Here is a 23,112-nt window from a genome sequence, read left to right on the forward strand (position 1 = left end):
ATTCTGAGCGAAGAATCCCGACATATTCCCATCCGCCACAACCGATTCAAGATTCCCGCCAGCACCTGACCCATCTGTCAATTTCAACAGTGACGAAGTAAGTTTTTCCTCGACAAAATGAAGGCCGGCATGGAGTTGCTCGAATGCCACCGGCTATTGCTAGGGAGCTTCTGAATGAAGAGATCCAGCCTCGTTTCCTCACTCGTTGCTGGTTGCCTTGCAGCGACACTCGTCGCCTGCAAACAAACTCCCGAGACTCAAGCCGCACCAGCGCACTCGGAGGCTTCCGGTATGGCTCAGTCACTCTCCGTTGAAGACCTCAACCGGAACACTCTCCACCGACGTGGCGTTGAAGCCGCAATCTGGGGTATGCCTGCCGTTAACTTCGACCGCATGTTTCAGGCGATGACTGCCGCGCATGGCAGCTGGAACCAGATCCTCTATTGGTCGCGCCTTTCTACGTGGAAAAACCAGCTCCTCACGCCCAATCCGGATGCTCTCTACGCGTTGCCCTTTTTCAACACCAAAGACGTCGGCCCCGTCGTGCTTGAAATCCCACCCGCCGAAGGTGGTTCCATCGTCGGTAGCATCATGGACTGCTGGCAGGTTGCGCTCGAAGACGTCGGGCCCGCCGGCGTCGACAAAGGCAAGGGCGGCAAGTACCTCATCCTTCCCCCCGGCTACAAGGAAAAGCCGCCCGCCGGATACATCGTTCTTCCCTCCGGCAATTACGAGGGCTACGCTCTCCTCCGCGCCAACCTCAAAAGCAATAGCGATGCCGACATCGCCGCAGCCGCTGCCTATATGAAGCGCGTCCGTCTCTATCCGCTCTCCGCCGCAGCGCATCCTTCCGATACCATCTTCGTGCCCGCCGACGATGTCCTCATCGACGCCACCACCCCCTACAACCAGACCTTCTTCGATTCCCTCAACCGCGTCGTTCAGTACGAGCCGTGGCTCGAACGCGACCGCGCCATGATCGACCAGCTTAAGTCCATCGGCATCCAGCAGGGCAAGCCTTTCACGCCGGACGCCGCCACCAGTTCCCAACTCAAAGCGTCCATCGACGAGGGCCACGCATGGCTCATCAACCAGTACGAAACCGCCTATCCGAAGTACTACCCCGGACAGCACTGGTTCTCTCCCGGCACGGAAGAGATGGTGAAGTCTTACATGAGCGGATTCGCCATCCCGAACATCTACCCGGTCGATTTTCGTGGCGTCACCTATTACTGGGGCTTCTCAAGCGTCCGCCATCTTGGAGCGGGCCAGTTCTATCTGTTGAACGCATTTGACCGCGCAGGCCAGCCGATGGACGGCGGCAGCAACTACGTCCTGCATGTTCCCGCGAAGGTCCCGGTCAGTAACTACTGGTCCCTTACCGCCTACAACTTTGACACGCACGCCCTCATCCGCGACGTGCCGCGCGCCAGCCGTTCCTCGCTCGTGCAGGGCCTTCAGACCAACTCTGACGGCACCACCGACATTTATTTCGGACCCAGCGCGCCGCAAGGCAAGGACTCCAACTGGATCCCGACCAAACCCGGCGAGCGCTTCGAAGCTCTCTTCCGCTTCTACGGACCAGACAAGCCCGTCTTCGACAAATCCTGGACACTTCCCGACATCGAGAAAACACCGTAAAGGCGATTCGATACCCATCATCGACCCAACAGCTCGAGGAGAAAATCGCAATGCATAAGTTCACTGCACTGACAGCCGCCATCCTCACCGCCTCGCTCTTCGGCTGCGAACAGGCGAAGCAGACGCCTGCCACACAGACCAGCGACATCGGCTACACCTTCGACCGCAGCTATCCTTCCGGTGACACCGCATCCAAAGCCTACGACGACACCGACCTCAACACCGCCATCACGGCCTACAAGTTCTTCTATCCCACCGTCTCCATTGCGGCGACGTGGAAGGGCAACGCCGCCGCCGGTCTCACCACCAACAATCAGTTCCTCATCCTCGAAGGCAGTCCAAAACAACTCGTCTTCACTCCGAACTCTGACACGCCATACGAAGGGGCCAACATCGACCTGACCAACGGTCCCATGGTCGTGGAACTACCCCCCGGCCCGCTCATGTGCGTCGTTAACGACCTGAACCAGCGATACGTCATGGACATGGGCCTTCCCGGACCCGATGCCGGCAAAGGCGGCAAGCACCTCATCCTGCCTCCCGGCTATAAGGGCACGATCCCCGCAGGCTACTTCACAGGCACTCCCACCACCAATCACGTCCTTCTTCTCGTTCGTGCCATTCCTCCCCACGGCGATGTGCAGGCAGCCATTGCCATGTTGAAGACGGCGAAACTCTATCCCCTCAACAACCCCTCCGCCGCCACGCAGCTCACCTGGTTGCCCATTGGCGACAAGCACATCGACTTCACGCCCGTCCCATGGGAGAAGAAGCTCGACTACTGGCGCGAGCTCGCCGAAGTCATCAACAACGAGCCGCCCTTCGAGGCGTATCGCATGGAGTATGGCTTGCTGGCCTCGCTCGGCATTGAAAAGGGTAAGCCCTTTGCTCCCGACGCCCGCATGCAGGGCATCCTCATCAAAGCTGCCAATATCGCCAATGACCAGATGCGTGTGCAGTCCTTCGCCGACCGCCGTCCCGATCGCATGGCATGGCCCGATCGCAAGTGGGAATGGGCTACGCTTCGCCCCGAAAACGGCACCTTTGACACGCCCTCGTATAAAGACCTCGAGGCACGTACCAAGTGGTTCTATCAGGCGCAGATCGAATCCCCAGCCATGTTCCGCCGTACTGCCGCGGCAGGCTCACTCTACTGGCTGGGAACGCGCGACTCCAGCGGCGACTTCCTCGACGGTGGCAAGACTTACAAGCTGACCGTCCCGCAGCCTGTTCCTGCGAAGCTCTTCTGGTCCGTAACGATTTATGACAATGAAACGCGAAGCGAGATCGTGACCGACACCTACAAAGCCGCGCTGCGCTCACTCTTCGAGCTCAAAGACACAGCGAACGCACCGTCAGTCGATCTCTACTTCGGACCCACCGCTCCCGCAGGCCACGAAGCCCAATGGATCAAGACCATTCCGGGCAAAGGATGGTTTACCTATTTCCGCATCTACGGCCCAGGAACATCCGCTTTCGACGGAACATGGAAGCCCGGCGACTTTGAAGTAGTCAAATAACGATCACCCCAATGCACTTATTGAGGCCTTTTAGTTACTAATCAGGCATGATGCGCACCGACCGCTACATTTTTGGGTGCGGCAATGGCTGTTCACATGAGCTTTGTTGTTCGGTGCGTTTCTCGCCAATCACTGGGCGGTACGCCTTCCCAGCTCCGAAATGCACGACCAAATGAATTGGGATTCTCAAAACCAAGCAGATACGCAGCTTCGTTTAGCTCAAGGGCCGAATTGCTGAGATAGTACCTTGCCATCTGGTGCCTGGCTTCATCAAGGACACGTTGGAAGTTCGAACCGGAATCTTGCAAACGACGCTGTAGAGTTCGCGGTCCCATATGGAGTGCTTCTGATACGGACTTGATCGAAGGGCGATGTCCTGTGAGCTTGTCCTGTATTGTGCGGCGAACCTGTTCCAGAAACCCATCCTCTTCTGTGTATTGGCGCAATTGCTCCTCAAATTGAGGAGCCAGCAGATCGAGCAGTTCGGCATTTCGTGTCACGAACTGCCTGGTGGCATCAGTAGCTCGAAAGATAATTACATTGCGCGGCGCTCCGACGACTACATCGCAACCCAGACTACGTTCAATCTGGCGTACATTTGGCCGCTGCTGTACGTACTCAACTCTGAGTGGACTTAGGGAAGTTCCGCTACCGTGCCGCGCCAAAGAACGCATCCATGAGAAACAGTAGTCTGTGAGCGTCCACGGCTCAGTATCGACCGCGAGAAGCCATCGAAAGCCGACAACAAACTCTTCCTTATTGAGTTCAACAATGATCTCTTCCGGCGCGGTCAGCTTTTTATAACGTGCCATGTGTTCGGATGCCGCGACAAGATTCTCCGTGGATAACGCAGCAATCGCCATCGGATGAAATCGTTCGGTCTTTGTTTCCACACCAAGCTTCACACCGATCAAGGGATCAGCACTCACGGCATCAATAGCTCTCCAGAGAGCAAACAGTTCATTCGTAGACACGAGAATGCGGGTTTGCTTGAAGAGGTCACGCGGAAGGCCCGCCTTGCGTAGAACGGCGGGGACCGAAATCTCCAACTCCTCCAACTTGATGGCGAGTCGTCCAGGAACCCTGAAGTACTTGAGCATCGCTGAACCTCCTGGTTCAAAGTACTGAAGTCAAAGCGCGTCTGCCATGCAATCCGCGACAAAAGCTCTGCAAAAAGCGTCAGTCTCAGATGCCAAATTTGTCGCAATCCGCAGAGACATTGTCGCGTCTTGCAGGGCGGCATTTCGGCAGTTCCTCCAATCTTATGGAAGGCCTGAGCTTCGTTGGGTCAACTACGCGTACCGAGAGAGATCGATGAAAACCTTGATTCTAGGTCTGTTCCTATCAACTGTGATCGTGCATTCATCTCATGCACAGCAATCTCCAGAGCCACCGACGGAAACGATCACAACAGCAGCGACTCACACACCGGAACAGCAAGAAATCATCGAGCTCTCACAAAACAAATGGGATTGGATGGCTGACAAGAAGGTCGATTCTTTAGAAACGCTTTTCGACGACAGAGCTATGTTCACTCACATGGGAGGGACATGGGGAAAGGGCCAGGAGCTGTCCACCATTAAAAGCGGTGGTATCTGGTACAAGAAAGCTGTGGTTTACGCGGTCGATGTTCGTACGTTTGGGAACACGGCCATTCTGCTCAATGACATTGATTTGGTGGCAGTGGTCGGAGGGAACGAAGTAACGAACGCTTTTATGGTGACCGAGGTCTATGTCAAAGAAAACGGCAAGTGGAAGATGACTCAACTCACGTTCTCTCATCTTCGTCGTCCGGTCAAAATGGACAACAACAAGAAGTAGCCACACACATCAAGTAGCCACACACATCGAGAGAAAGCCTTGAAGACGCGCAAATTGGGCAATGACCTTGAAGTTTCGGCAATCGGCCTGGGCTGTATGAGCATGACTTCGGGTTATGGACCGCCAGCTGATAAAGACGAGATGATTCAGTTGATCCGCACCGCTCACGAACAAGGGGTGACCCACTTCGACACTGCTGAAGCCTACGGGCCGTACGCGAATGAAGAATTGGTCGGTGAAGCACTTCAGCCTATCCGGGATCATGTAGTCATCGCTACAAAGTTCGGATTTGACATCGACATACAGACAGGAGAGCGCCGTCCTGGGACAAACAGCCGACCTGAGCAGATCAAGGCAGTCGCCGACGCCTGCTTGAAGCGCCTGCGCACGGACCGTCTCGATCTTTTCTACCAGCATCGCGTCGACCCGAATGTTCCGATCGAAGATGTGGCCGGAACGGTCAAAGAGCTTATTAGCCAAGGCAAAGTGAAGCATTTCGGTCTCTCTGAGGCTGGCGTTTCTACGATTCGTCGGGCACACGCCGTTCAACCAGTAACTGCAGTCCAAAGCGAATACTCTCTCTTCTGGAGGGAACCGGAGAACGAGCTATTGCCTGCACTCCAGGAGCTTGGCATTGGCTTTGTTCCCTTCAGCCCACTCGGTGCGGGTTTCCTCACCGGTCAGATCGATGAGCATACGAAGTTCGATCCGACCGACTTCCGGAATCATGTTCCCCGCTTCTCGACGGAGGCTAGAAAAGCCAACATGGTGCTGGTAGATCTTGTTCGTCTGATCGCTCAACGGAAGGCTACGACGCCCGCGCGAATTGCTCTTGCCTGGCTCCTGGCGCAGAAGTCTTGGATCGCACCAATACCTGGAACGACAAAGCAGCAACGACTTGAAGAGAATCTTGGCGCCGTTGAGGTTGAATTGACCGTGAACGATCTCAAGTTGATCGATGAAACCGCCTCAAGGCTCAACCTGGAAGGGGCACGTCTTCCGGAAGCCGCACTCAAGATGACCGGCCTCTAGATAAAGTCCCGAGAAATGCACTTAGCTTCGGCAGGGCTGGCTTCAGCCCTGCCATAAAGGTCTCGAAACAAACCGCGTGGTCAACACCATTCCGGGCAAAGGTTTGGTCCACCTTCCTCCGCGTCTACGGTTCACTACAACCCTGGCGTCCACGCAACCCGAAGCTATGCTTCCAATCCAATCGCGGCCTGTGTTGTCTGTCGCGAGAAAGCTGTTGAGACTGGCCCGACCCGATCCACAATGCTCCATTCTGCAACCATCAACGGCAATACCCAGCCGAGCCAACCCGATATGCCGGGTATGATTTGCCACATTAGCGCTTCATCACCGTGAAAAGTGGTGGCAAGACGCGGCGCCAGAACCATGGCAGCCAAGGGTAACCAGAGTCGATTAGTGATGATCGACAACGTCAGGACGTAGCTGCGGAGCATCCAGCGACGATGTTCGAGGACGCGGCCGCTCCGGATCATACGATAGCCAGCGATCGTTGCGATCAACCACAGCGTCGTCAATGTGAGATTGCTCGTGATGAGAATTGGTCCGAACGGACTCATCGCCGACAGGCCAACGGCCATAACGGAAGCTGGTAGCACGCCGCAAAAGATGTAGATTCGGCCGAGGATCCGGTGAAGTGCTATGAAGCGACCGCTCGACCCAGTCCATATGAGTAGCGTTCCAGTCGCCATCGCAATTGCGCCACATGCAATGTGTAAGACCAATACGGCATAGTAGGCGACATGCTCGGGTGGCGGCGGAATGCGAGAATGTCTCGGATCCAGGGTGAGATAAGGAAACACGGCATAAGCCAGGAAACTCACGACAGCCAGCGCCAGTGGCACTATCCAAAACCCAGTCTTTGGGCTCTTGCTGACTCTTTTCTCTTCCGGCGGGCAAACGATTCGCATGCAAGCTCCCCTTCATCATGGTGGTGAGTTGTTTCGTCAGTTCTCCCGAAGTGAGTAGCCGACCTACTTGCTCTGGGGAACTTCGACCGAGGGCGCTCGCGAAAGTTTCAGTGCCGATGGATATTTTGATTGGCCCTAATGGCGCGCCCGGCTTGAAATGGATCGCTCAATAACAGAGACCCTGACAAAGACTCTTGCAACGCGCGGCGAAGTAATCAGGCTGCTGATAGTCCTCATAAACGCACTTAGCTTCGGAAGGGCAGGGCTTCAGACCTGCCGTAAAGGTCTCGAAACCAACCGCGTGGTCAACATCATTCACAGGAGCATGACGCTTCGCTCCGCGCGTTCACAGCCGACGATGGCTGGCCTCACGCCGAAGGGTCAAGAAGCGCACAAAGTACCTGTCAAGCCCCTCAGCCACTCAACCTCAACAAACCAAAAGAAATAGAGTTGGCATGTTATTTCCGCCAACTCGCTAAACTGGAAATAGGGCAACATTCGCTGACCCTTAACGAGGTTAAACCCAATAGAAAGAGGATTTTGCGCCTAACCCTAATGGGCAGACGATTTTAGCGCCACCCGCGAAGTTAAACCCAATGGATCGACGATTTTAGAAAAATAGGGGGAGGGGGGTACCCTATCGGGCCGAATGTTTCACCCGGGTCCGGATCCGCGGACGCGCCTCGGCAGGCTCGCTCTCCGGCAGTTCACCATGTTCCTGAACAATGTAGCGCCGATAGCGCTGCAGCAGTGACGAAGGTCCGCTGGCCGTGAACGTCACCAGATTTCCCTCGTACTTCTTCTTCTCCAGGAAACATCCCGCTTCCAGCGCGGCCAGCGTCCGGCCCTCGCGCTGCGGAATGCGGAACGTCGCCGTCGCGGTTGGGTCAGCAGCTTCCGTGCCGCCAATCCGCTCCTCAATCGCCGCGATCAACGTCTCAATCCCTTCGCCCGAATGGGCTGACACGGCAATCGTGTCCGCAGCAGGGAAGCGCTGCAGGTCAAACCGCTCATCTTCGGGCAGAAGGTCGATCTTGTTCAGTACCTGGATCGTCGGCGTGCGCGACACCTCAAGCTCCGCCAGCACCTTTTCCACCTGCATCTTCTGCTCATCCAGGTTGGGCGAAGCGGCATCGCGCACATGCAGCAGTAACTCGGCGCGTTCCACCTCTTCCAGCGTGGCGCGGAAGCTGGTCACCAGCGCATGCGGCAGGTTGCGGATGAATCCCACCGTATCGCTCAGCAGCACCTTACGCCGCGATGGCAGGTTCAACTGCCGCAGCTTCGGGTCCAGCGTCGCGAACATCCGCGACGACTCCAGAACACCCGCTTCCGTAAGCCGGTTGAACAGCGTGCTCTTGCCTGCGTTGGTATAACCAACCAGCGCAACCGTAGGTACAGGAACCGCTTCGCGCCGCTGACGCTGCTGCCTGCGGTTGCGGCGTACGTTCTCCAACTGCTCCTTCAGCCGATCCACACGTGCGCGGATGCGGCGACGGTCCGTCTCCAGCTTGGTCTCACCCGGTCCGCGTGTGCCGATGCCACCGCCAAGCTGGCTCATCGCCTTGCCTCGCCCTGCCAGCCGTGGCAACTGGTACTCCAACTGCGCCAGCTCCACCTGCAGATGTCCCTCGCGGGTGCGTGCATGACGGGCGAAGATATCCAGGATGAGCTGCGTCCGGTCGATCACGCGGCAGGGAAGCGCGCGATCCAGGTTACGTAGCTGCGAGGGTGTCAGGTCATGGTCGAACAGCACCAGGTTGGCGCCGGAACTAGCCACGACGGCCTCCAGCTCCTCCACCTTGCCCGGCCCAATCAGGGTGGCCGGATCGGGCTTGCCGCGCCGCTGGATCACAGTGGCGGCAATCTCTGCCCCTGCCGATGTGGCCAGCTCCTGGAACTCTGCCAGCGCGGCGTCGAAGTCCATCTCCGCGACGGACTCCAGTGGTGAGTCTTCCTCACCGTTATGCAGGGCAGCGGCGGCACGGGCCTGCATCGCCGTCGTGGACAACCGACGCCGTTCGCCGGTGATCTCCACGGCCACAAGTACAGCTCGTTCCCGCGGCGTCTCCGTGGCATGGCCAGTCCGCGGACGCACGTCCGCTGCAGCAGCCTCTTCCAGCCGCGTGCGTTCCCGTGTGCCCGTCGTATGGGTATGTGGTGGTGTCAGAGAGTACGTCCCGGCTCTTAGGAGCCTACGGTTCCACCCACGGCGGCCACGCCTTCCGCAGTGGAACCATGCTCACCCCTTGACATGGGAGTATGCGTTCCGTGCGGGCGCTCGGGATGACTACCCGCCCCCCGTGTCGAAACCACGGTAGAAATCGCATGTTTGAAAATCAACTGTTCCTGCGCATTGTTCTCCAGCAGGACCGAGTATTTATCGAACGAACGAATCTTGCCCGTCAGCTTGACGCCACTAACCAGATAAATGGTTACTGCGCTCTTGTCTTTGCGAACCGTGTTCAGGAAGGTGTCCTGAATATTCTGTGCCGGCTTGGATTCCATGCTTTTGCCGATCTCCTTTTGCGCTTCCGAGCAGCGCTGTTATGGAACTGCCTCAAACAAAACCCGCCAACGCTAATGCGCTTTCAGGTGAGTACCAGGGGCCTTCGCCCCTAAGACAAAGAACAATACGGGTGTACCCACGGGCATGGCAAGTGAAAAGCGCACGGGGCACACCAGCAACTACTTTCCCGGTCATTTTAGACCTCAGAGCTTCTCGGCGAAACCGTTGAGAATGCCCTCGCACTTAGGACGCACGAGAACGCGGAATTGTTCCTGAATTTGTTCGTTTTTTGCCACGAAAAGCATGATGCTGTCGCTTCGCCTAACATGGAACAGATGTCGCAACCTATCTTGCCTCCCGTTCCGATCCTCGATCTCAGTCGTCAATACGCCGCTGTGGGGGCCGAAATCGGTGCAGCCATAGCGGATGTGTGCTCTGCTGGTCGCTTCGTCCTCGGGAAAGAAGTGGTTGAGTTGGAGCGGCAGATCGCTGCCACAACGACTGCAACTGAGGCGGTGGGTTGCGCCAGCGGTACGGATGCGCTCTGGCTAGCCATGGCAGCACTGGGGATCGGAAGAGGAGATGCCGTGGTGACCACGCCCTTCTCCTTCTTCGCGACGGTCAGCAGCATTCTGCGCGTGGAAGCGCGGCCTATTTTGGCGGACATTGATCCAGTGACTTTCAACTTGAGTCCGGCGGCAGTTGCAGATGCTATTGCGCAACACGAAGATGTGCGCGCGATCATGCCGGTACATCTTTACGGACAGTGCGCCGACTGGGAAAGCTTCGACCTCATGGCAGCAGAAAATGATCTGCTGTTGATTGAAGATGCGGCACAGGCTTTCGGCGCCGATTGGAACGGAATCCCCGCAGGTGCTCTTGGACATGCTGCTGCGTTTTCGTTCTATCCCACGAAGAACCTCAGCGCGTGGGGAGATGCGGGACTGACTACGTTCCGCTCGTCAACGATTGCGGAACGTGCGAAGGCGTTGCGAGCGCACGGTATGCGTCGACGCTACTATCACGACGAAGTGGGATGGAACTCGCGCTTGGATACGATCCAGGCGGCTGTCCTATTGGTGAAGATGAAGTACATTGCGCAGTGGAACGAAGATCGCAGAAAGGTAGCCGCGCGTTATCACGATCTTTTCCATGCAACGAGTTTGCTTGGTTCTGTAGAAGATGGTGGTATCGTCCTGCCGGTGGCAGACACGCGAGGGACGCATGTGTGGCATCAGTATGTGATCCGCACACCGCGTCGTGATGCGTTGCGTGCGCATCTGTCTGCGCAGGGCATTGGCAACGAGGTGTACTATCCCGTTCCGTTGCACATGCAGGATGCGTTGAAGCATTTGGGATATCGCGAAGGGCAGTTCCCAGAAAGTGAGAAGGCGTCGCGAGAGGTGCTTGCGTTGCCGATATTCCCCGAGCTTCGCGCAGATGAGCAGGAGCGTGTGGTCGCTGCAGTGCAGAGTTTCTTCGCATAGAGCGCGAAGCGAGTGCTCTATCGTCTGAGAGGAATGTTGAACAAAGTTGTAGTCAGAGACGTTACGTTTTCCAACGCATTGCCGCTGGCGTTGATCGCCGGACCATGCCAAATGGAAAGCCGCACGCATGCATTGGAAGTTGCATCCGCGCTGAAAGAGATGGCGACGCGGCTCGGCATTGGGCTTGTGTATAAGGCCAGCTTTGATAAGGCAAACCGTACAAGTGTGAATGCTGCGCGTGGCATTGGGCTGGAAGCATCGCTGCCAATCTTTGGGGAGATTCGCGAAAGCCTTGGATTGCCGACACTGACAGATGTTCACGAATCATGGCAGTGCGCGGAAGTGGCACAGGCTGTGGATGTATTACAGATTCCAGCGTTTCTATGTAGACAGACAGATCTATTATCGGCCGCCGCTGCTACTGGACGAACGGTCAATGTGAAGAAAGGGCAGTTTCTTTCGCCGCAGGAAATGACACACGTGGTGAAGAAACTGGCCGATGCAAAAGGTGGCGTTCTGGTGACAGAACGCGGCACTACCTTCGGTTACAACACGCTGGTGACGGATATGCGTTCTTTGCCGGTGCTGGCTCAGACAAATGCTCCAGTAATTTTTGATGCAACGCATTCCGTGCAACAGCCCGGTGGGCTGAATGGAGCAAGCGGCGGTCAGCGTGAGTTTGTTCCAGTGCTGGCGCGCGCTGCCGTAGCTGTGGGGGTTGCAGGCGTGTTCATTGAAACGCATCCCGATCCTGACCACGCGCCAAGTGATGGCCCAAACATGATTGCGCTGAAGAACCTGCCGCAGTTGGTGGAAGACTTGATGGCGTTTGATCAACTTGCAAAGCAGCGCGTGTTTCAAGGATGAAGACTTCGCAACAAATCGCGATAGAGACGATTGCCTGCGAGCTTCGTGGTCTTGAGTCATTGCGCGAAGCGTTCGCAGGGCCATTGGGTGAGGCATTCGCGGTTGCGGTGGATGTAATTGTCGATGCTCCGGGCCGCGTGATTGTTACTGGCGTTGGCAAAAGCGGTCACATTGCGCGGAAGATTGCAGCAACGCTTGCTTCTACAGGGAAGCCTGCGCATTTCGTTCATCCTTCGGATGCAAGTCATGGTGACCTGGGCATGATTCGGGAGAATGACGTGGTGTTTTCGCTGTCATGGTCTGGTGAGTCGTCAGAGCTGTCCGACATTGTGGCGCATTCGCGGCGATTCAACGTTCCATTGATCGTGAGTACAGGCCATGCGGAGAGCACGCTAGCGAAAGCTGCGGATGTGGTGCTGGTTCTGCCGCAATGCGAAGAAGCATGTGCGGACTTGATGGCTCCTACAACAAGCACCACGATGCAACTGGCCCTGGGTGATGCACTAGCCGCGTCGTTAGTGAATAAAACGAACTTTTCCGGGGAAGACTTTCACGCACTGCATCCTGGTGGGCGTTTGGGTGCGCGATTGTTGCGTGTTCGTGCGCTGATGCATGCGGGACAGGAAATTCCGTTGCTAAATGAGGACGCGACGTTGTCCGATGCGATTGTGCGCATGACCAGCGGCCGCTTTGGCATTACCGGAGTGGTGACTACCGAAGGAAAGCTGGTGGGTTCGATCACTGACGGCGATTTGCGCCGAGCATTCTCGCAGGGTTTCCATGATCGTCCTGCAAAGGATGTGATGGGTAGGGCGCCACGCATCACCGCACCGGATGAGTTTGCGCATCGTGCGTTGGCGCGTATGAATGCTGATTCGATTACCAGCCTGTTTGTGGTGGAGGATACCCGAGTGATTGGCATCCTTCACATTCACGACCTACTGCGTGCCGGGCTCGTTTAGCGGTAGCGTTCTACTTCGGCTAATAAAGCAATCTTGCGCGCGGGCGGGAGGAAGCTTGCTTCCACGGAGTTTGCGGCCAGCTCGCGCATCTGTTCGTTGGTGAATTCAAATTCACGTTGTACGGTTTCGTACTCATCGAGTAAGTTTGCGCCGAACATGGGTGGATCGTCGGAGTTGAGCGTAATCATCAGGCCGCGCTCAAAGTAATGGCGTACAGGATGCGTGTCGATGGATTTACAACAGCCTGTGCGCAGATTGCTGGTGACGTTTAGTTCGAGGGGAATCTGTTTCTCTGCGAGCACGTCGAGCAATTCGGGATCATCCACTGCCGATAGGGCATGGCCGATTCGCTCTGCGCCAATGTTGATGGCGCTCCAGATGCTGGTCGCGGGAACGCTTTCGCCCGCATGTACGGTCAGGTGCAAACCGGCCGCTTTTGCATCTGCGTAGAGATCCTTGAACTCAGCAGCAGGACCGCGTGCTTCGTCGCCACCAATACCAATGCCAACGATGCTGGGGTATTGCTGCTTCAGCTCTGCCGCTTTTGTGAACACCACGGCAGCTTCCTCTACACCGAAGTGACGGACGGCGTCGAAGATCCAGGAGACAGTGGTGCCAAAATCCTGTTCGGCAAGTTTGCGTCCGCGTTCCACGGCAGCCATCATGTCTTCCACGGTTATCTGCTGCTTAAACCGCAGAAGAATGCCAACAGAGATGTAGACCTCGGCATGACGAACGCCCTGTTGACTGAGGCGATGCACCATCTCGTAGGTGATCAGCTCGTAATCAGCCGGTTTCTGAATGCGTTCACTGACGGCCTTGAAGGCCATCAGGAAGCCGATGAAGTCTTCGTAGACATAAAGCTTTTCTGCTCCGCGAAGCGTCAGTGGTTCGGCATCATTGCGCTGCGATAAGCGCACCAGAGTTTCAGGCACAATGGTGCCTTCCAGGTGCAGATGCAGCTCACACTTGGGGAGGCCGCTGAGCCATTCGCGATCAACTTCAATCTTCGTCACTTAGGACAGTGTATTCCGCTGGCTAAGACTGGGCGAATTCGCTGCGCTTGCGACTGTAGAAGAAGTAAACGAACAGGCCGATGATGAGCCAAACGAAGAAGCGTTCCCATGTGCGGATGGGGAGGCCGGTCATCAGCAGAACGCAGAAGAGCACGCTGAGTGTTGGGATAATGGGGCCACCCGGTACGCGGAATCCGCGATAACGCTCCGGTTGACGGCGACGCAGTACGACCACTCCAATGCTGACCAGGACAAAGGCGAAGAGTGTGCCGATGTTGGAAAGTTCAGCGAGTGTTCCTACGTCGAATAATCCAGCAGGAATTGCGACGAGGATACCAGCGACCCATGTTGCAAAGGCCGGTGTGCGGTAGCGCGGGTGCACCTTGGAGAAGATGTCCGGCAGCAGACGGTCGCGGCTCATGGCGAACCACACGCGCGCCTGTCCTAGCTGGAAGACCAGGATGGACGAGATCATGCCTACCAGCGCGCCGAGGAGAACGATCAGTCGTACGATGTGCAGCTTCGTGGAGTGAGTGTCTGTACTCAGACGCTTCAGCGCGTTCACTACGGGGGCTGCGTCGCCTGCGACCGAGGACCACGGCACCATGCCGGTGAGAACCAGCGCGACACCGATATAGAGAATGGTGCAGACGATAAGCGTGGCAATGATGCCGATGGGCACATCGCGCTGTGGCTGACGGCATTCTTCGCTGGCAGTTGAGACCGAATCAAAACCGATGTATGTGAAGAAGATGATGGATCCACCGGCAAGCACACCGGGCCAGCCGTTGGGAGAGAACGGGTGGTAGTTACCCGGATGGATGAAGCTAATGCCTGCGAAGACGAAGATGAGGATGGCGGCGATCTTCACCAGCACCATGATGTTGTTTGTCTTGGCTGATTCGCGGATACCGCGGACCAGGATCATCGTGAGGATGATGACGATGAGGAAGGCTGGGATGTTGAAACCGAAATGCCAGCCCGCCTTGTAAATGTCATGCCCCTGCAAATCCTGCAGACCAAGTGGAAGGTATGCGGGTGAAAGCCACTTTGGATGGAAATGGAAGCCCATCCAATCCAACAGATCCACCACGTGGGCAGCGAAGCCCACGCTGACGCTCATGTTGGAGAAGGCGTATTCCAGGATCAAGTCCCAGCCGATGATCCAGGCAATCAGTTCGCCCAGCGTGGCGTAGGTATACGTGTAAGCCGATCCAGCGATGGGGATCATGCTGGAAAGTTCGGCATAACAAAGGCCGGTGAAACAGCAGACGATGGCCACCAGAATCATCGAAATGGCCAATGCTGGGCCGGCGCCGGGGCGTCCGGCAACTGCGCCGTGGTGCAACACGAAATCGATGACGGGAGAATCCCAGAAGGTAGCCGTCGTCGCGGGATTACCCGCGATGGCCGTGCCAATGACGGTGAAGATGCCGCTGCCGATGACGGCGCCAATGCCAAGCGCGGTGAGCGATACCGGTCCCAGCGTTTTCTTCAGCGCTGTTTCCGGACGCTCCGATTCGTCGATGAGCTTATCGATGGACTTGGTGGCGAAAATCTGTCGGGGCAGTGTGGTGTCTCTCGGCTGAAATTTACGGTGGTCGCAGGTGTAGTTTAGCGTGTTGCTGGCGGAGATTCGCAATGGGAATCCGCTGTGGGAGGCAGTGTGCGTTTGGGATTGGCTACAGGTGTCGCGGTGTTTTTAGCATTGGGAACGGCTGCGGTAGCTCAGTCGCCGTTTGGAACGTGGACACGGCCAGTGGACCAGCCGGTGATTCGCCCGGTAAAAGACACCACATTTACCGATCCCATCACCGGGCAGACGGTGCATTGGCAGGCGTTGCACACCTTCAATCCGGCAGCCATTGTTCGCAACGGCCAGGTGTATGTCCTTTATCGTGCGGAGGATGACTCGGGTTCCATGACGATTGGCGGGCATGTGTCACGGCTTGGTTTGGCCGTGAGCGACGATGGCATTCACTTCCAGCAGATGCCGGATCCGGTGCTGTATCCCGCGAAGGATGCGCAGGAGGAGCGCGAGTCTCCCGGCGGTGTGGAGGACCCGCGCATGGTGGAATCGCCGGATGGAACGTATGTGCTGACCTACACGCAGTGGTCGCGCAAGCTCGACCGATATTCGGTCGGCATCGCCACTTCGCGTGATCTGGTGCACTGGCAGAAGCAGGGCCCAGCATTCCAGGGGGCGCTCGGCGGACGTTATGACACGTACAAGTACAAGTCCGCGGCGATCCTGACCGAACGCAAGGTCGAGAAGCTGGTTGCCGCCAAGATAAACGGGAAGTACTGGATGTTCTGGGGAGATCTGGGCATTCGGCTGGCGACGTCGGACGATCTGATTCACTGGACGCCCGTGGAATCGGCTCCGGGTGAGGTGAAGGTGGTTCTGAAGCCGAGACCGGGACTGCCGGACAGCGATTTCCCTGAGGCTGGACCGCCACCGGTGCTGACAAAGCAGGGCATTGTGATGCTCTACAACGGCAAGAACAAGGATGGCGAAGGCCGTGATCCGAAGTTGAAAGCTGGAACCTACGCCGTGCTACAAGCGGCGCTGGCTCCGGACAACCCAGAGAAGATTTTGTCGCGGACAGATGCGCCAGTCTTCCAACCACAATTGCCATTTGAACAAAGCGGACAATATGCCGCGGGAACGACGTTCTCGGAAGGGCTGGTGTTTTTCAAAGGCAAGTGGTGGATGTATTACGGCTGTGCGGACTCGTTTGTTGGCGTGGCTATGGCTGCGGCGAAGTAGTCGTGTGCAGAAGTAACTGCCAGTAGCCGACATCGATCCAGCGATTCTGCTTCCAGCCGACTTGTTGAAAGTGCGCTACTTTGCGGAAGCCGAATTTTTCGCTGATGGCGACGCTTGCCGGGTTGGGTAGGGCGATGCCGCCCATGACGCAATGGATGTCTTTTGTGCGGAGTTGTTCCAAAAGCGCGGCGTAAAGTTGTGTGCCTATGCCGTTTCCTGTCCGCTCTGGGTGGAGGTAGACGGAGCTTTCCACGGAGAAGCGATAGGCAGAGCGTTCTCGCCATGGGGAGGCGTAGGCGTATCCCACGATATTTCCCTCCTCTTCGGCAACTAGCCACGGTAGGCCGGCCTGCTGCACTTTCGTCACCCTCTGCTCCATGGCGGCAATATCCACAGCAGTCTCTTCAAAGGTGATGGTCGTGTGGAGGACGTAATGGTTGTAAATGTTGCAGATGGCCGGAAAATCATCTTGGATGATGCATCGGATCATGTCGCGGAATCCTCGTAGAAGATTGCACCACAAAAGCAAAACCCCGGGCCTGGTTGGCACGGGGTTTGCTGATACGGATTGAGTGAGAGGACTAGCGCTTGGACTGACCCTTGCTCAGCGTCTTAAGCTTCTTCTTGTTGCTGCCGCGCGGCGCGGTGCGGGGAGCCTTGGGAGCTGCGTTCTTGCGTGCGGTGCGCTTTGCGGTTTTGCGCTCTTCGTGGGACAGTGCCTTGGTGTTTGCCATTGCTTTTAACTTCTTCCTGACTATTTAAAAATTTCGCCGGCGATGCGCCTGCGTGGGCGCTTTGGTTTCCAAGCCCATTTCAGAGCTTTTCAAGCTGGGCGAACTTCTCAACCAGCTTCTTCACGCCGTGCTGTCGAAATTCTACCGTAATCTTGGCGTCGGAGCCCGAACCTTCTCGTGATACGACCCTGCCTTCGCCATATTTCGGATGCCGGACGCCTACGCCACGGCCCAATTCCGTGGATCCAGTGGCTTCCGGGATGTCCATCTTCGGGCGTGAGCCGCCGCCAAATTTGCCTGATCCGCCGAAGAAACTGGCAATGTTGTCGATGCTGTTCGGGTTTGTGGATTTTTTGTGCGCGCCAAACTGCAGTCCGTAGTTGCTCTTTGGCTTCTGCGGCGGAGCTGCGCCGCTCTGATCCTCGTCCTCGTAGCTGTAGTGGCGTTCACCAGATTCGTCATCGCCGCGCTTCTTGCCCCAACGATTGCCGCCATAGCGGTTTCCACCATACTCGCTGCGGAAGGCAGGGCGATCTTCGGGGGAGCCAAGGTCTTCCACCAGGCGCGAGGGGATTTCTTCCAGAAAGCGCGAGCCAACGCTGGCATCTGGCATGTCGGAACCGTAGCGACGACGATAGCGTGCGCGGGTAAGAACCAATGTGTCCATGGCGCGCGTCATGCCGACGTAGCAGAGACGACGTTCCTCTTCCAGCCCGTTCGGGTCCTGCAGCGTGCGTGAAGAAGGGAACAGACCTTCTTCCATGCCGCAAAGAAAAACCAGTGGGAATTCCAGCCCCTTGGACGCATGCAGCGTCATCAGCGTGACACGCGCGTCCATGTTGATGCTGTCTGCATCGCTCACAAGGGCGGCGTGGTCAAGGAAGTCAGCAAGCGTTTCTCCGCGTTCCTGGGCGTCCTGTGCGGCGTTGGCAAGTTCCTTCAGGTTTTCAATGCGGCTGAAAGCTTCTGGTGTGCCTTCGTTTTCCAGCTGCTTGATGTAGCCGCTGCGATCGTTCAGGAACTTAATCAATTCCGGCAGGGTGGCTGGATCACCGGGGGCGCGGAAACCGTCGATACGTGTGCTGGTCTCAACAGGTGTCGTCTGCGATTCAACGATGGGAGTAGCCTTTTCGCGTAGTTCTGCGAAGGCGTCCTGCGAGGAACGCTTCTGCTTCTTTGCAGCCTGTTGTTTGCTGGCCTCGAATGGATTGAAAGAAACAGTTTGCTGCGGTGCCGCAAAGAGGGATGGTGTGGCAGATCCGTTGTCGTTGAAGCTGAAATCGAAACTGGTGTTCTCGCTATCGGCATCGGCGTTGTCAGCTAGTGCGCGTGGCTCTTCTTCTGCATAGCCGAAGTCGAAGCTGGCATCGTCGATGTGCGCGTTTTCCGGCGCAATGGTGCTGCGTTCTTCGCTTGGACCAAAGTCGAAGCCAAAGTTGAAGCTGGTGTCGAACGAAGTGTCTTCGTTCGCGTCGCTTTCGGTGGAGACATTCTCTTCTTCACCGACGAATTCTGTGCCGACCGCAATACCTGCATCGGCGGCGAGAGCCTCACCAAAACCAGGACCGAGCATGGCTCGCGCATCCTTGATGAGTTGTTGGAAACTCTTCAGCGCCGTGAGAGCGCGAGCTGGGAGGAGCTGCTGCTCGTGCGCGCGGTCGATGGCTTCCCACGTACTCATGCCCGTGGTCAAAGCAATGCGCTCCAGGGTTTCCATCGTGGTTTTACCAATGCCGCGTGGTGGTGAGTTAACGACACGGTTCAACGCGATGGAGTCGTTCGGGTTTTGCACCAGCTTCAGGTAACTGAGCAGGTCCTTTACTTCCGCACGATCATAGAAGCTGAAGCCGCCAACCATGTGGTACTGGATGTTGTAACGGCGCAGTGACTCTTCTACCAATCGCGACTGAGAGTTGGTGCGGTACAGCACGGCACACTTGGGTGTATCGCCTGCTTGCGTGGTTTCACGAATGTAGGTGGCGATGCGATCTGCAATGAATAGCGCTTCATTCTCTCCATCGGGCGCTTCGTAATACCCGATGAGCGAGCCGCCTTCGCGAGTCGTGTAGAGCTCTTTACCTTTGCGCTGCGTGTTGTTGCGAACAACGGCGCCTGCGCCTTCAAGGATGATCTGCGTGGAACGATAGTTCTGTTCCAGACGAATGATCTTCGTATTTTCGAAGTCTTTCTCAAAGTCGAGAATGTTCTTAATGTCGGCGCCACGCCAGCTATAGATGGACTGATCTTCATCACCCACGACACAGACGTTCCCATGCTTACCGCTGAGCAGACGCATCAGTTCGTACTGCGGACGGTTCGTGTCCTGGTACTCGTCAATGAGCAGGTAGCGATATTTGCGCTGATAACGCTCGCGAACTTCCTGGCTGGTTTTCAGCAGGCGCACGGTCTCCAGCAGGAGATCGTCAAAGTCCATCGCGTTGTTCTTATTCAGCTCATCTTTGTAGATCTTGAAAATGTGCGCGATGCGCTCTTCCAGTGGATTAGTCGATGCCAGGAAGTATTCCTGTGGATCGATCATGTGATTCTTCGCCCAAGAAATGCGGCCCAGCGCGACACGCGGCTTCAACTGCTTGTCATCTACGCCGAGGCGCTTCAAGGCCTGCTTGACGATGGCCTGCTGATCGCTTTCGTCATAAATGGCGAAGCTCTTTGTCAGGCCAACGCCATTCACACGCAACGCTTCGATATCGCGCCGCAGAGTGCGCACGCACAACGAGTGGAAGGTTGAAATCAGCGGTTTGGCCAGCGACGAGTGGCCGATGAGCGCATCCACGCGCTCTGCCATTTCTTTCGCCGCCTTGTTCGTGAAGGTAACGGCGAGAATGGCATCTGCAGGTACACCCTTATCTTCAATCAGGTGTGCAATGCGATGCGTAATAACGCGTGTTTTACCGGAGCCAGCGCCAGCAAGCAGAAGGACAGGGCCATCTACCGTCAGCACGCCTTCCTGCTGCTGCGGATTCATTTTTTCCAGGAAGCGCGACACGATACGAGGGAACTCCAGACTCCTTCATTTTATCGTGTCGGCCTGCTGTGGATGGAGAGCACTATTGGACGATGCCGCCGTTGTTCTGTGGAACGATTTTCACGCTGTTTGCGTGGCATGCTCGCAGGCTCTGGCAAGCAATGGCGTGGATGTCTTTGTCGAAGCAGGCTTCAATGGCCGTGAGTTGATTGTTGCCGCACGAGAGGTTGAAGCTGCCTTGTGGGAATGTCGGGTTCGCTTTGTAGAACAGCGTGAGGATCTGTGCAGGTGTCATCTGCGCCTGGTGATCCAGTGATTGAAAGAACTCCGGAATCGTCACAGACGTATACGCCTGGCGGGCTGTTGCGAAGAAGCCTTCGGGCGACAGTGTGGTGCAGGTGCCGTGCTTGTTCCATTCATGCTTCAGCAGAGCAATGTTCGGCGTCATGTCCAGGTTGCGTTCTGGATTCCGTGGACCTGGGCGATATGTGCAAGAGGAAGGATATGTGCCATTAAAGTTCTGTGGCCACAATCCATGAAGCACAAACGCGCGTGGTGCTGAACACTCCATATCTTTGCCCGCTTGATTACGCTCGCTCTCGTTCAGCGTCTTCATGTTGTCGCAGAAGGCAGGTGACCAGGAGAGGTTCAACACGTAGTAATCGAATTGCCCTGGTGCCGACTTGATCTCTTGTGCCGAACAACGTGGTGACATGTGTCCAAGAACGGACGCTGCAATTACAAAAGCGGACAGTGCATAGGAAGGTCGCATCGGCTTCTCCGTGAATTGAGAGTAAATGCATACGCCCGTGACGGTTCTGTAAATCTTCAAATCGCCAGTATTTATGCGGTGTTTTGCAGTGCTGCCGTTGATGATGATGAGACATCGAAGCATTGCTAAAACTTTTTTGAAAAAAGTATGGAACGGAAGCAATCGTGCCACGTATCAGTCAGTGCGCGAACGATGTTCAACTTGCAAGGGAACTTCGCCAGCCTTAACGAACCATCCAGGAGAAGTCACCATGATCCGTCGTACCGTTTCCGCTATCGTCCTCGCCGCCTGCACCTTCGCACCGGTTGCATCCCATGCATTTCCTCTCTTTGGCAAGAGCGACACCGCGCAGGCCAAGGTAAAGATGGTGAAGATGACGCTGAAGAACAAGAGCGCCGCGCCAATGGACGTGCTTATTGACGACAAGACCATAACACTGGCCGCCAATGGCGGCGAGTATGCACTGAATGCTCCAGAAGGAACCAAGGTTTATGGAACAGACAAGACCGTGAAAGTTACTGTCACGCGCGACCTTGCCGGCACGGTTTGCTCTTTCCGCTAAAACATCCACAACACATTGAACAGGCTCGGTTCGAGGGCAGCGGCTGCCCTCGAATTGCTCTCCCTTAGAAAAGGCCGCGGTCGTGAGCTGGACGTGAGGAAATCCCTGCCTCACGTCCGTTTTTCTTGTAAAGATTGCTCCTTCAAGAAAGTTAGTTTGGTTAACAAAAACTGCAAATTCGGCCCACGTCCGAATAACACTTGTCAAGTTTTTGGAGTAAGTTAAGGTCCGCGAGCCGATATTCGGAAATAACTCTCTAAAAAATCGTGAATACCCCATAAAAACTGCCTTTTCGGGGTAACTTTTCTTAGTCAAAGAGCGTATAACTTCATGCGCGACGATGTTTCAATTGCAGTGAGGCTTCGCCAGCAACACAGTAGTACTTGGAGAAGTCAACATGAAGAAGTTCAACACTGCTCTCGTCCTTGCCGCCTGCACACTCGCATCCCTGGCATCGTACGCCGCCGATAAGAAGACTGAAGACAATAACGCGAACATTGCACAGGCCAAAGGCCCCATGGTGCATGTCACGCTGAAGAACCGCAGCGACGTTTCCCAGGACCTTATGGTTCAGGGCAAGCCGATGACGCTGGCGGCCAACGGTGAAGCGAAGGTCAATGTGCCTGCAGGAACCCAGATTCTGGGTACGGATGGAACCGTGAAGCTGACGGTCGTAAAGGAATACGATCACGCAACGGCATCATTCCGGTAAGAACAAAGCAAAGAGCACGGGTCTGCTTATGAAGACCCATGGAATACCAACCCTTCCCGTGACCAGCCATCAGAGACTGTGTTTGCGGGACTGACAATCACCAAAGGATGGACGTGGCGCACGCTGCAATCGCGCGCCACGTCTTTTTCTTTTTACGCGAGTTCGCCCGCGGGGAGGCTATGCTCAGACAAGAATGCGATTGAAAACATTGTGTGTCTTTTGCGCTTCGGCAAGCGGAGCGCGGGTGGAGTACAAGCAGGATGCGGAAGCGTTGGGCATCGAACTGGCGCGTCGTGGTATTGGCCTGGTGTATGGCGGTGCCAGTGTTGGCCTCATGGGAGTGGTGGCAACTGCCACGCTGCAAAACGGAGGCCGCTGCATTGGTGTGATACCGCATGTTCTGGTGGATAAGGAAGTGTCACATCTTGGTCTGACAGAATTGCACGTCGTGGATACGATGCACACGCGCAAGGCGCTGATGGGGGAGAAGTCCGATGCATTTCTCATCCTTCCCGGCGGCTATGGGACGATGGAAGAGTTGTTTGAAGTGTTGACGTGGCAAACGTTGCGTCTGCACGCTAAACCCACCATTCTTCTGAACACGGCAGGTTTTTACGACCGTTTACTGCAGTTTCTGGATCACTGTGTGGAAGAAGGAGTACTGAAACCTGCAGCAAGGTCGAATCTGATGGTTGCAACCACGGTAGAGGATGCGCTGGCGCAGATCGAGGCGGCACTTGCGGCGGCCTGAATCCCGCAGGCGATGAGTGCCATCGAATGAAGCGCATCTTCCAACCGGGAAGACGAGGAGCGTTC

The 23,112-nt window shown here is 56.1% G+C and carries 21 protein-coding genes; 11 read left to right on the plus strand and 10 right to left on the minus strand.

What is annotated here, in order from left to right; all coding sequences use genetic code 11:
- Positions 1-174 precede the first annotated feature (174 nt).
- Both JAO32_RS08705 and JAO32_RS08710 read left to right on the plus strand, forming a co-directional pair.
- Positions 175-1,641: a DUF1254 domain-containing protein gene (locus tag JAO32_RS08705; protein WP_334239510.1), complete on the plus strand. Its 1,467-nt coding sequence runs from the start codon at positions 175-177 to the stop codon at positions 1,639-1,641.
- Positions 1,642-1,691: 50 nt separating this feature from the next.
- A complete protein-coding gene (locus JAO32_RS08710; protein ID WP_334239511.1) occupies positions 1,692-3,161 on the plus strand; it encodes a DUF1254 domain-containing protein in 1,470 nt (489 codons plus the stop codon).
- 92 nt (positions 3,162-3,253) lie between these two features.
- On the opposite strand, the gene JAO32_RS08715 is transcribed toward JAO32_RS08710, so the two are convergent.
- Entirely contained in the window at positions 3,254-4,261 is a 1,008-nt protein-coding gene (locus JAO32_RS08715; RefSeq protein ID WP_334239512.1) for an AraC family transcriptional regulator, read from the minus strand.
- 214 nt (positions 4,262-4,475) lie between these two features.
- On the opposite strand from JAO32_RS08715, the gene JAO32_RS08720 reads away from it, so the two are divergent.
- Together JAO32_RS08720 and JAO32_RS08725 are read left to right on the plus strand one after the other, a co-directional pair.
- The gene (locus JAO32_RS08720) at positions 4,476-4,982 is read left to right on the plus strand and encodes a nuclear transport factor 2 family protein (RefSeq protein ID WP_334239513.1); all 507 of its coding nucleotides are present in this window, start codon (positions 4,476-4,478) and stop codon (positions 4,980-4,982) included.
- A gap of 39 nt (positions 4,983-5,021) precedes the next feature.
- Entirely contained in the window at positions 5,022-6,014 is a 993-nt protein-coding gene (locus JAO32_RS08725) for an aldo/keto reductase (protein WP_334239514.1), read from the plus strand.
- A gap of 164 nt (positions 6,015-6,178) precedes the next feature.
- Here the strand turns inward: JAO32_RS08725 and JAO32_RS08730 are convergent, their stop codons facing one another.
- From JAO32_RS08730 to hfq, 3 genes are all read right to left on the minus strand, one after another.
- Positions 6,179-6,919, minus strand: coding sequence for a DUF2306 domain-containing protein (locus JAO32_RS08730; protein WP_334239515.1), 741 nt, complete (start codon positions 6,917-6,919; stop codon positions 6,179-6,181).
- 637 nt (positions 6,920-7,556) lie between these two features.
- Positions 7,557-8,915 carry a GTPase HflX gene (hflX, locus tag JAO32_RS08735; protein ID WP_334239556.1) on the minus strand — a complete coding sequence of 453 codons (1,359 nt, stop codon included), beginning with the start codon at positions 8,913-8,915 and terminating at the stop codon, positions 7,557-7,559.
- 191 nt (positions 8,916-9,106) lie between these two features.
- Positions 9,107-9,427, minus strand: a complete 321-nt coding sequence (hfq, locus tag JAO32_RS08740) for an RNA chaperone Hfq (RefSeq protein ID WP_334239516.1) — start codon at positions 9,425-9,427, stop codon at positions 9,107-9,109.
- Positions 9,428-9,763: 336 nt separating this feature from the next.
- Here hfq and JAO32_RS08745 point away from each other — a divergent pair, with 336 nt between their 5' ends.
- Genes JAO32_RS08745 through JAO32_RS08755 form a run of 3 tightly spaced genes read left to right on the plus strand, consistent with a single transcriptional unit; the run spans position 9,764 to position 12,744 of the window.
- On the plus strand, positions 9,764-10,915 hold the full coding sequence (locus tag JAO32_RS08745) for a DegT/DnrJ/EryC1/StrS family aminotransferase (RefSeq protein ID WP_334239517.1): 1,152 nt from the start codon (positions 9,764-9,766) through the stop codon (positions 10,913-10,915).
- Between the two features lie 33 nt (positions 10,916-10,948).
- Entirely contained in the window at positions 10,949-11,782 is an 834-nt protein-coding gene (gene kdsA, locus JAO32_RS08750; RefSeq protein ID WP_334239518.1) for a 3-deoxy-8-phosphooctulonate synthase, read from the plus strand.
- The gene (locus JAO32_RS08755; RefSeq protein WP_334239519.1) at positions 11,779-12,744 is read left to right on the plus strand and encodes a KpsF/GutQ family sugar-phosphate isomerase; all 966 of its coding nucleotides are present in this window, start codon (positions 11,779-11,781) and stop codon (positions 12,742-12,744) included. Before kdsA ends, JAO32_RS08755 begins: the two co-directional genes overlap by 4 nt.
- Here the strand turns inward: JAO32_RS08755 and add are convergent.
- Together add and JAO32_RS08765 are read right to left on the minus strand one after the other, a co-directional pair.
- Positions 12,741-13,760, minus strand: a complete 1,020-nt coding sequence (gene add / locus JAO32_RS08760) for an adenosine deaminase (protein WP_334239520.1) — start codon at positions 13,758-13,760, stop codon at positions 12,741-12,743. The two genes, JAO32_RS08755 and add, sit on opposite strands and share 4 nt — an antisense overlap.
- A gap of 22 nt (positions 13,761-13,782) precedes the next feature.
- Positions 13,783-15,288 carry an amino acid permease gene (locus tag JAO32_RS08765; RefSeq protein WP_334239557.1) on the minus strand — a complete coding sequence of 502 codons (1,506 nt, stop codon included), beginning with the start codon at positions 15,286-15,288 and terminating at the stop codon, positions 13,783-13,785.
- A 138-nt stretch (positions 15,289-15,426) separates the two neighbouring features.
- On the opposite strand from JAO32_RS08765, the gene JAO32_RS08770 reads away from it, so the two are divergent.
- Positions 15,427-16,530, plus strand: coding sequence for a glycoside hydrolase family 130 protein (locus tag JAO32_RS08770; protein ID WP_334239521.1), 1,104 nt, complete (start codon positions 15,427-15,429; stop codon positions 16,528-16,530).
- Here JAO32_RS08770 and JAO32_RS08775 read toward each other — a convergent pair.
- The 4 genes from JAO32_RS08775 to JAO32_RS08790 all read right to left on the minus strand — a co-directional run bounded on the left by JAO32_RS08775 (position 16,511) and on the right by JAO32_RS08790 (position 21,022).
- Complete coding sequence (locus JAO32_RS08775) at positions 16,511-17,020, minus strand: arsinothricin resistance N-acetyltransferase ArsN1 family B (RefSeq protein ID WP_334239522.1); 510 nt, start codon at positions 17,018-17,020, stop codon at positions 16,511-16,513. The two genes, JAO32_RS08770 and JAO32_RS08775, sit on opposite strands and share 20 nt — an antisense overlap.
- A 91-nt stretch (positions 17,021-17,111) precedes the next feature.
- Positions 17,112-17,264: a hypothetical protein gene (locus JAO32_RS08780; protein ID WP_334239523.1), complete on the minus strand. Its 153-nt coding sequence runs from the start codon at positions 17,262-17,264 to the stop codon at positions 17,112-17,114.
- Positions 17,265-17,343: 79 nt separating this feature from the next.
- Entirely contained in the window at positions 17,344-20,271 is a 2,928-nt protein-coding gene (locus JAO32_RS08785) for an ATP-dependent helicase (protein WP_334239524.1), read from the minus strand.
- 61 nt (positions 20,272-20,332) lie between these two features.
- Positions 20,333-21,022: a ribonuclease T2 family protein gene (locus tag JAO32_RS08790; RefSeq protein ID WP_334239525.1), complete on the minus strand. Its 690-nt coding sequence runs from the start codon at positions 21,020-21,022 to the stop codon at positions 20,333-20,335.
- A 250-nt stretch (positions 21,023-21,272) separates the two neighbouring features.
- Here JAO32_RS08790 and JAO32_RS08795 point away from each other — a divergent pair, with 250 nt between their 5' ends.
- From JAO32_RS08795 to JAO32_RS08805, 3 genes are all read left to right on the plus strand, one after another.
- Positions 21,273-21,584 carry a hypothetical protein gene (locus JAO32_RS08795; RefSeq protein ID WP_334239526.1) on the plus strand — a complete coding sequence of 104 codons (312 nt, stop codon included), beginning with the start codon at positions 21,273-21,275 and terminating at the stop codon, positions 21,582-21,584.
- Between the two features lie 397 nt (positions 21,585-21,981).
- Positions 21,982-22,296, plus strand: coding sequence for a hypothetical protein (locus JAO32_RS08800; RefSeq protein ID WP_334239527.1), 315 nt, complete (start codon positions 21,982-21,984; stop codon positions 22,294-22,296).
- Positions 22,297-22,489: 193 nt separating this feature from the next.
- Positions 22,490-23,047 carry a TIGR00730 family Rossman fold protein gene (locus JAO32_RS08805; protein ID WP_334239528.1) on the plus strand — a complete coding sequence of 186 codons (558 nt, stop codon included), beginning with the start codon at positions 22,490-22,492 and terminating at the stop codon, positions 23,045-23,047.
- Positions 23,048-23,112: the final 65 nt, after the last annotated feature.

It is taken from the genome of Terriglobus sp. ADX1 (assembly GCF_036877645.1).
GTDB lineage: Bacteria > Acidobacteriota > Terriglobia > Terriglobales > Acidobacteriaceae > Terriglobus.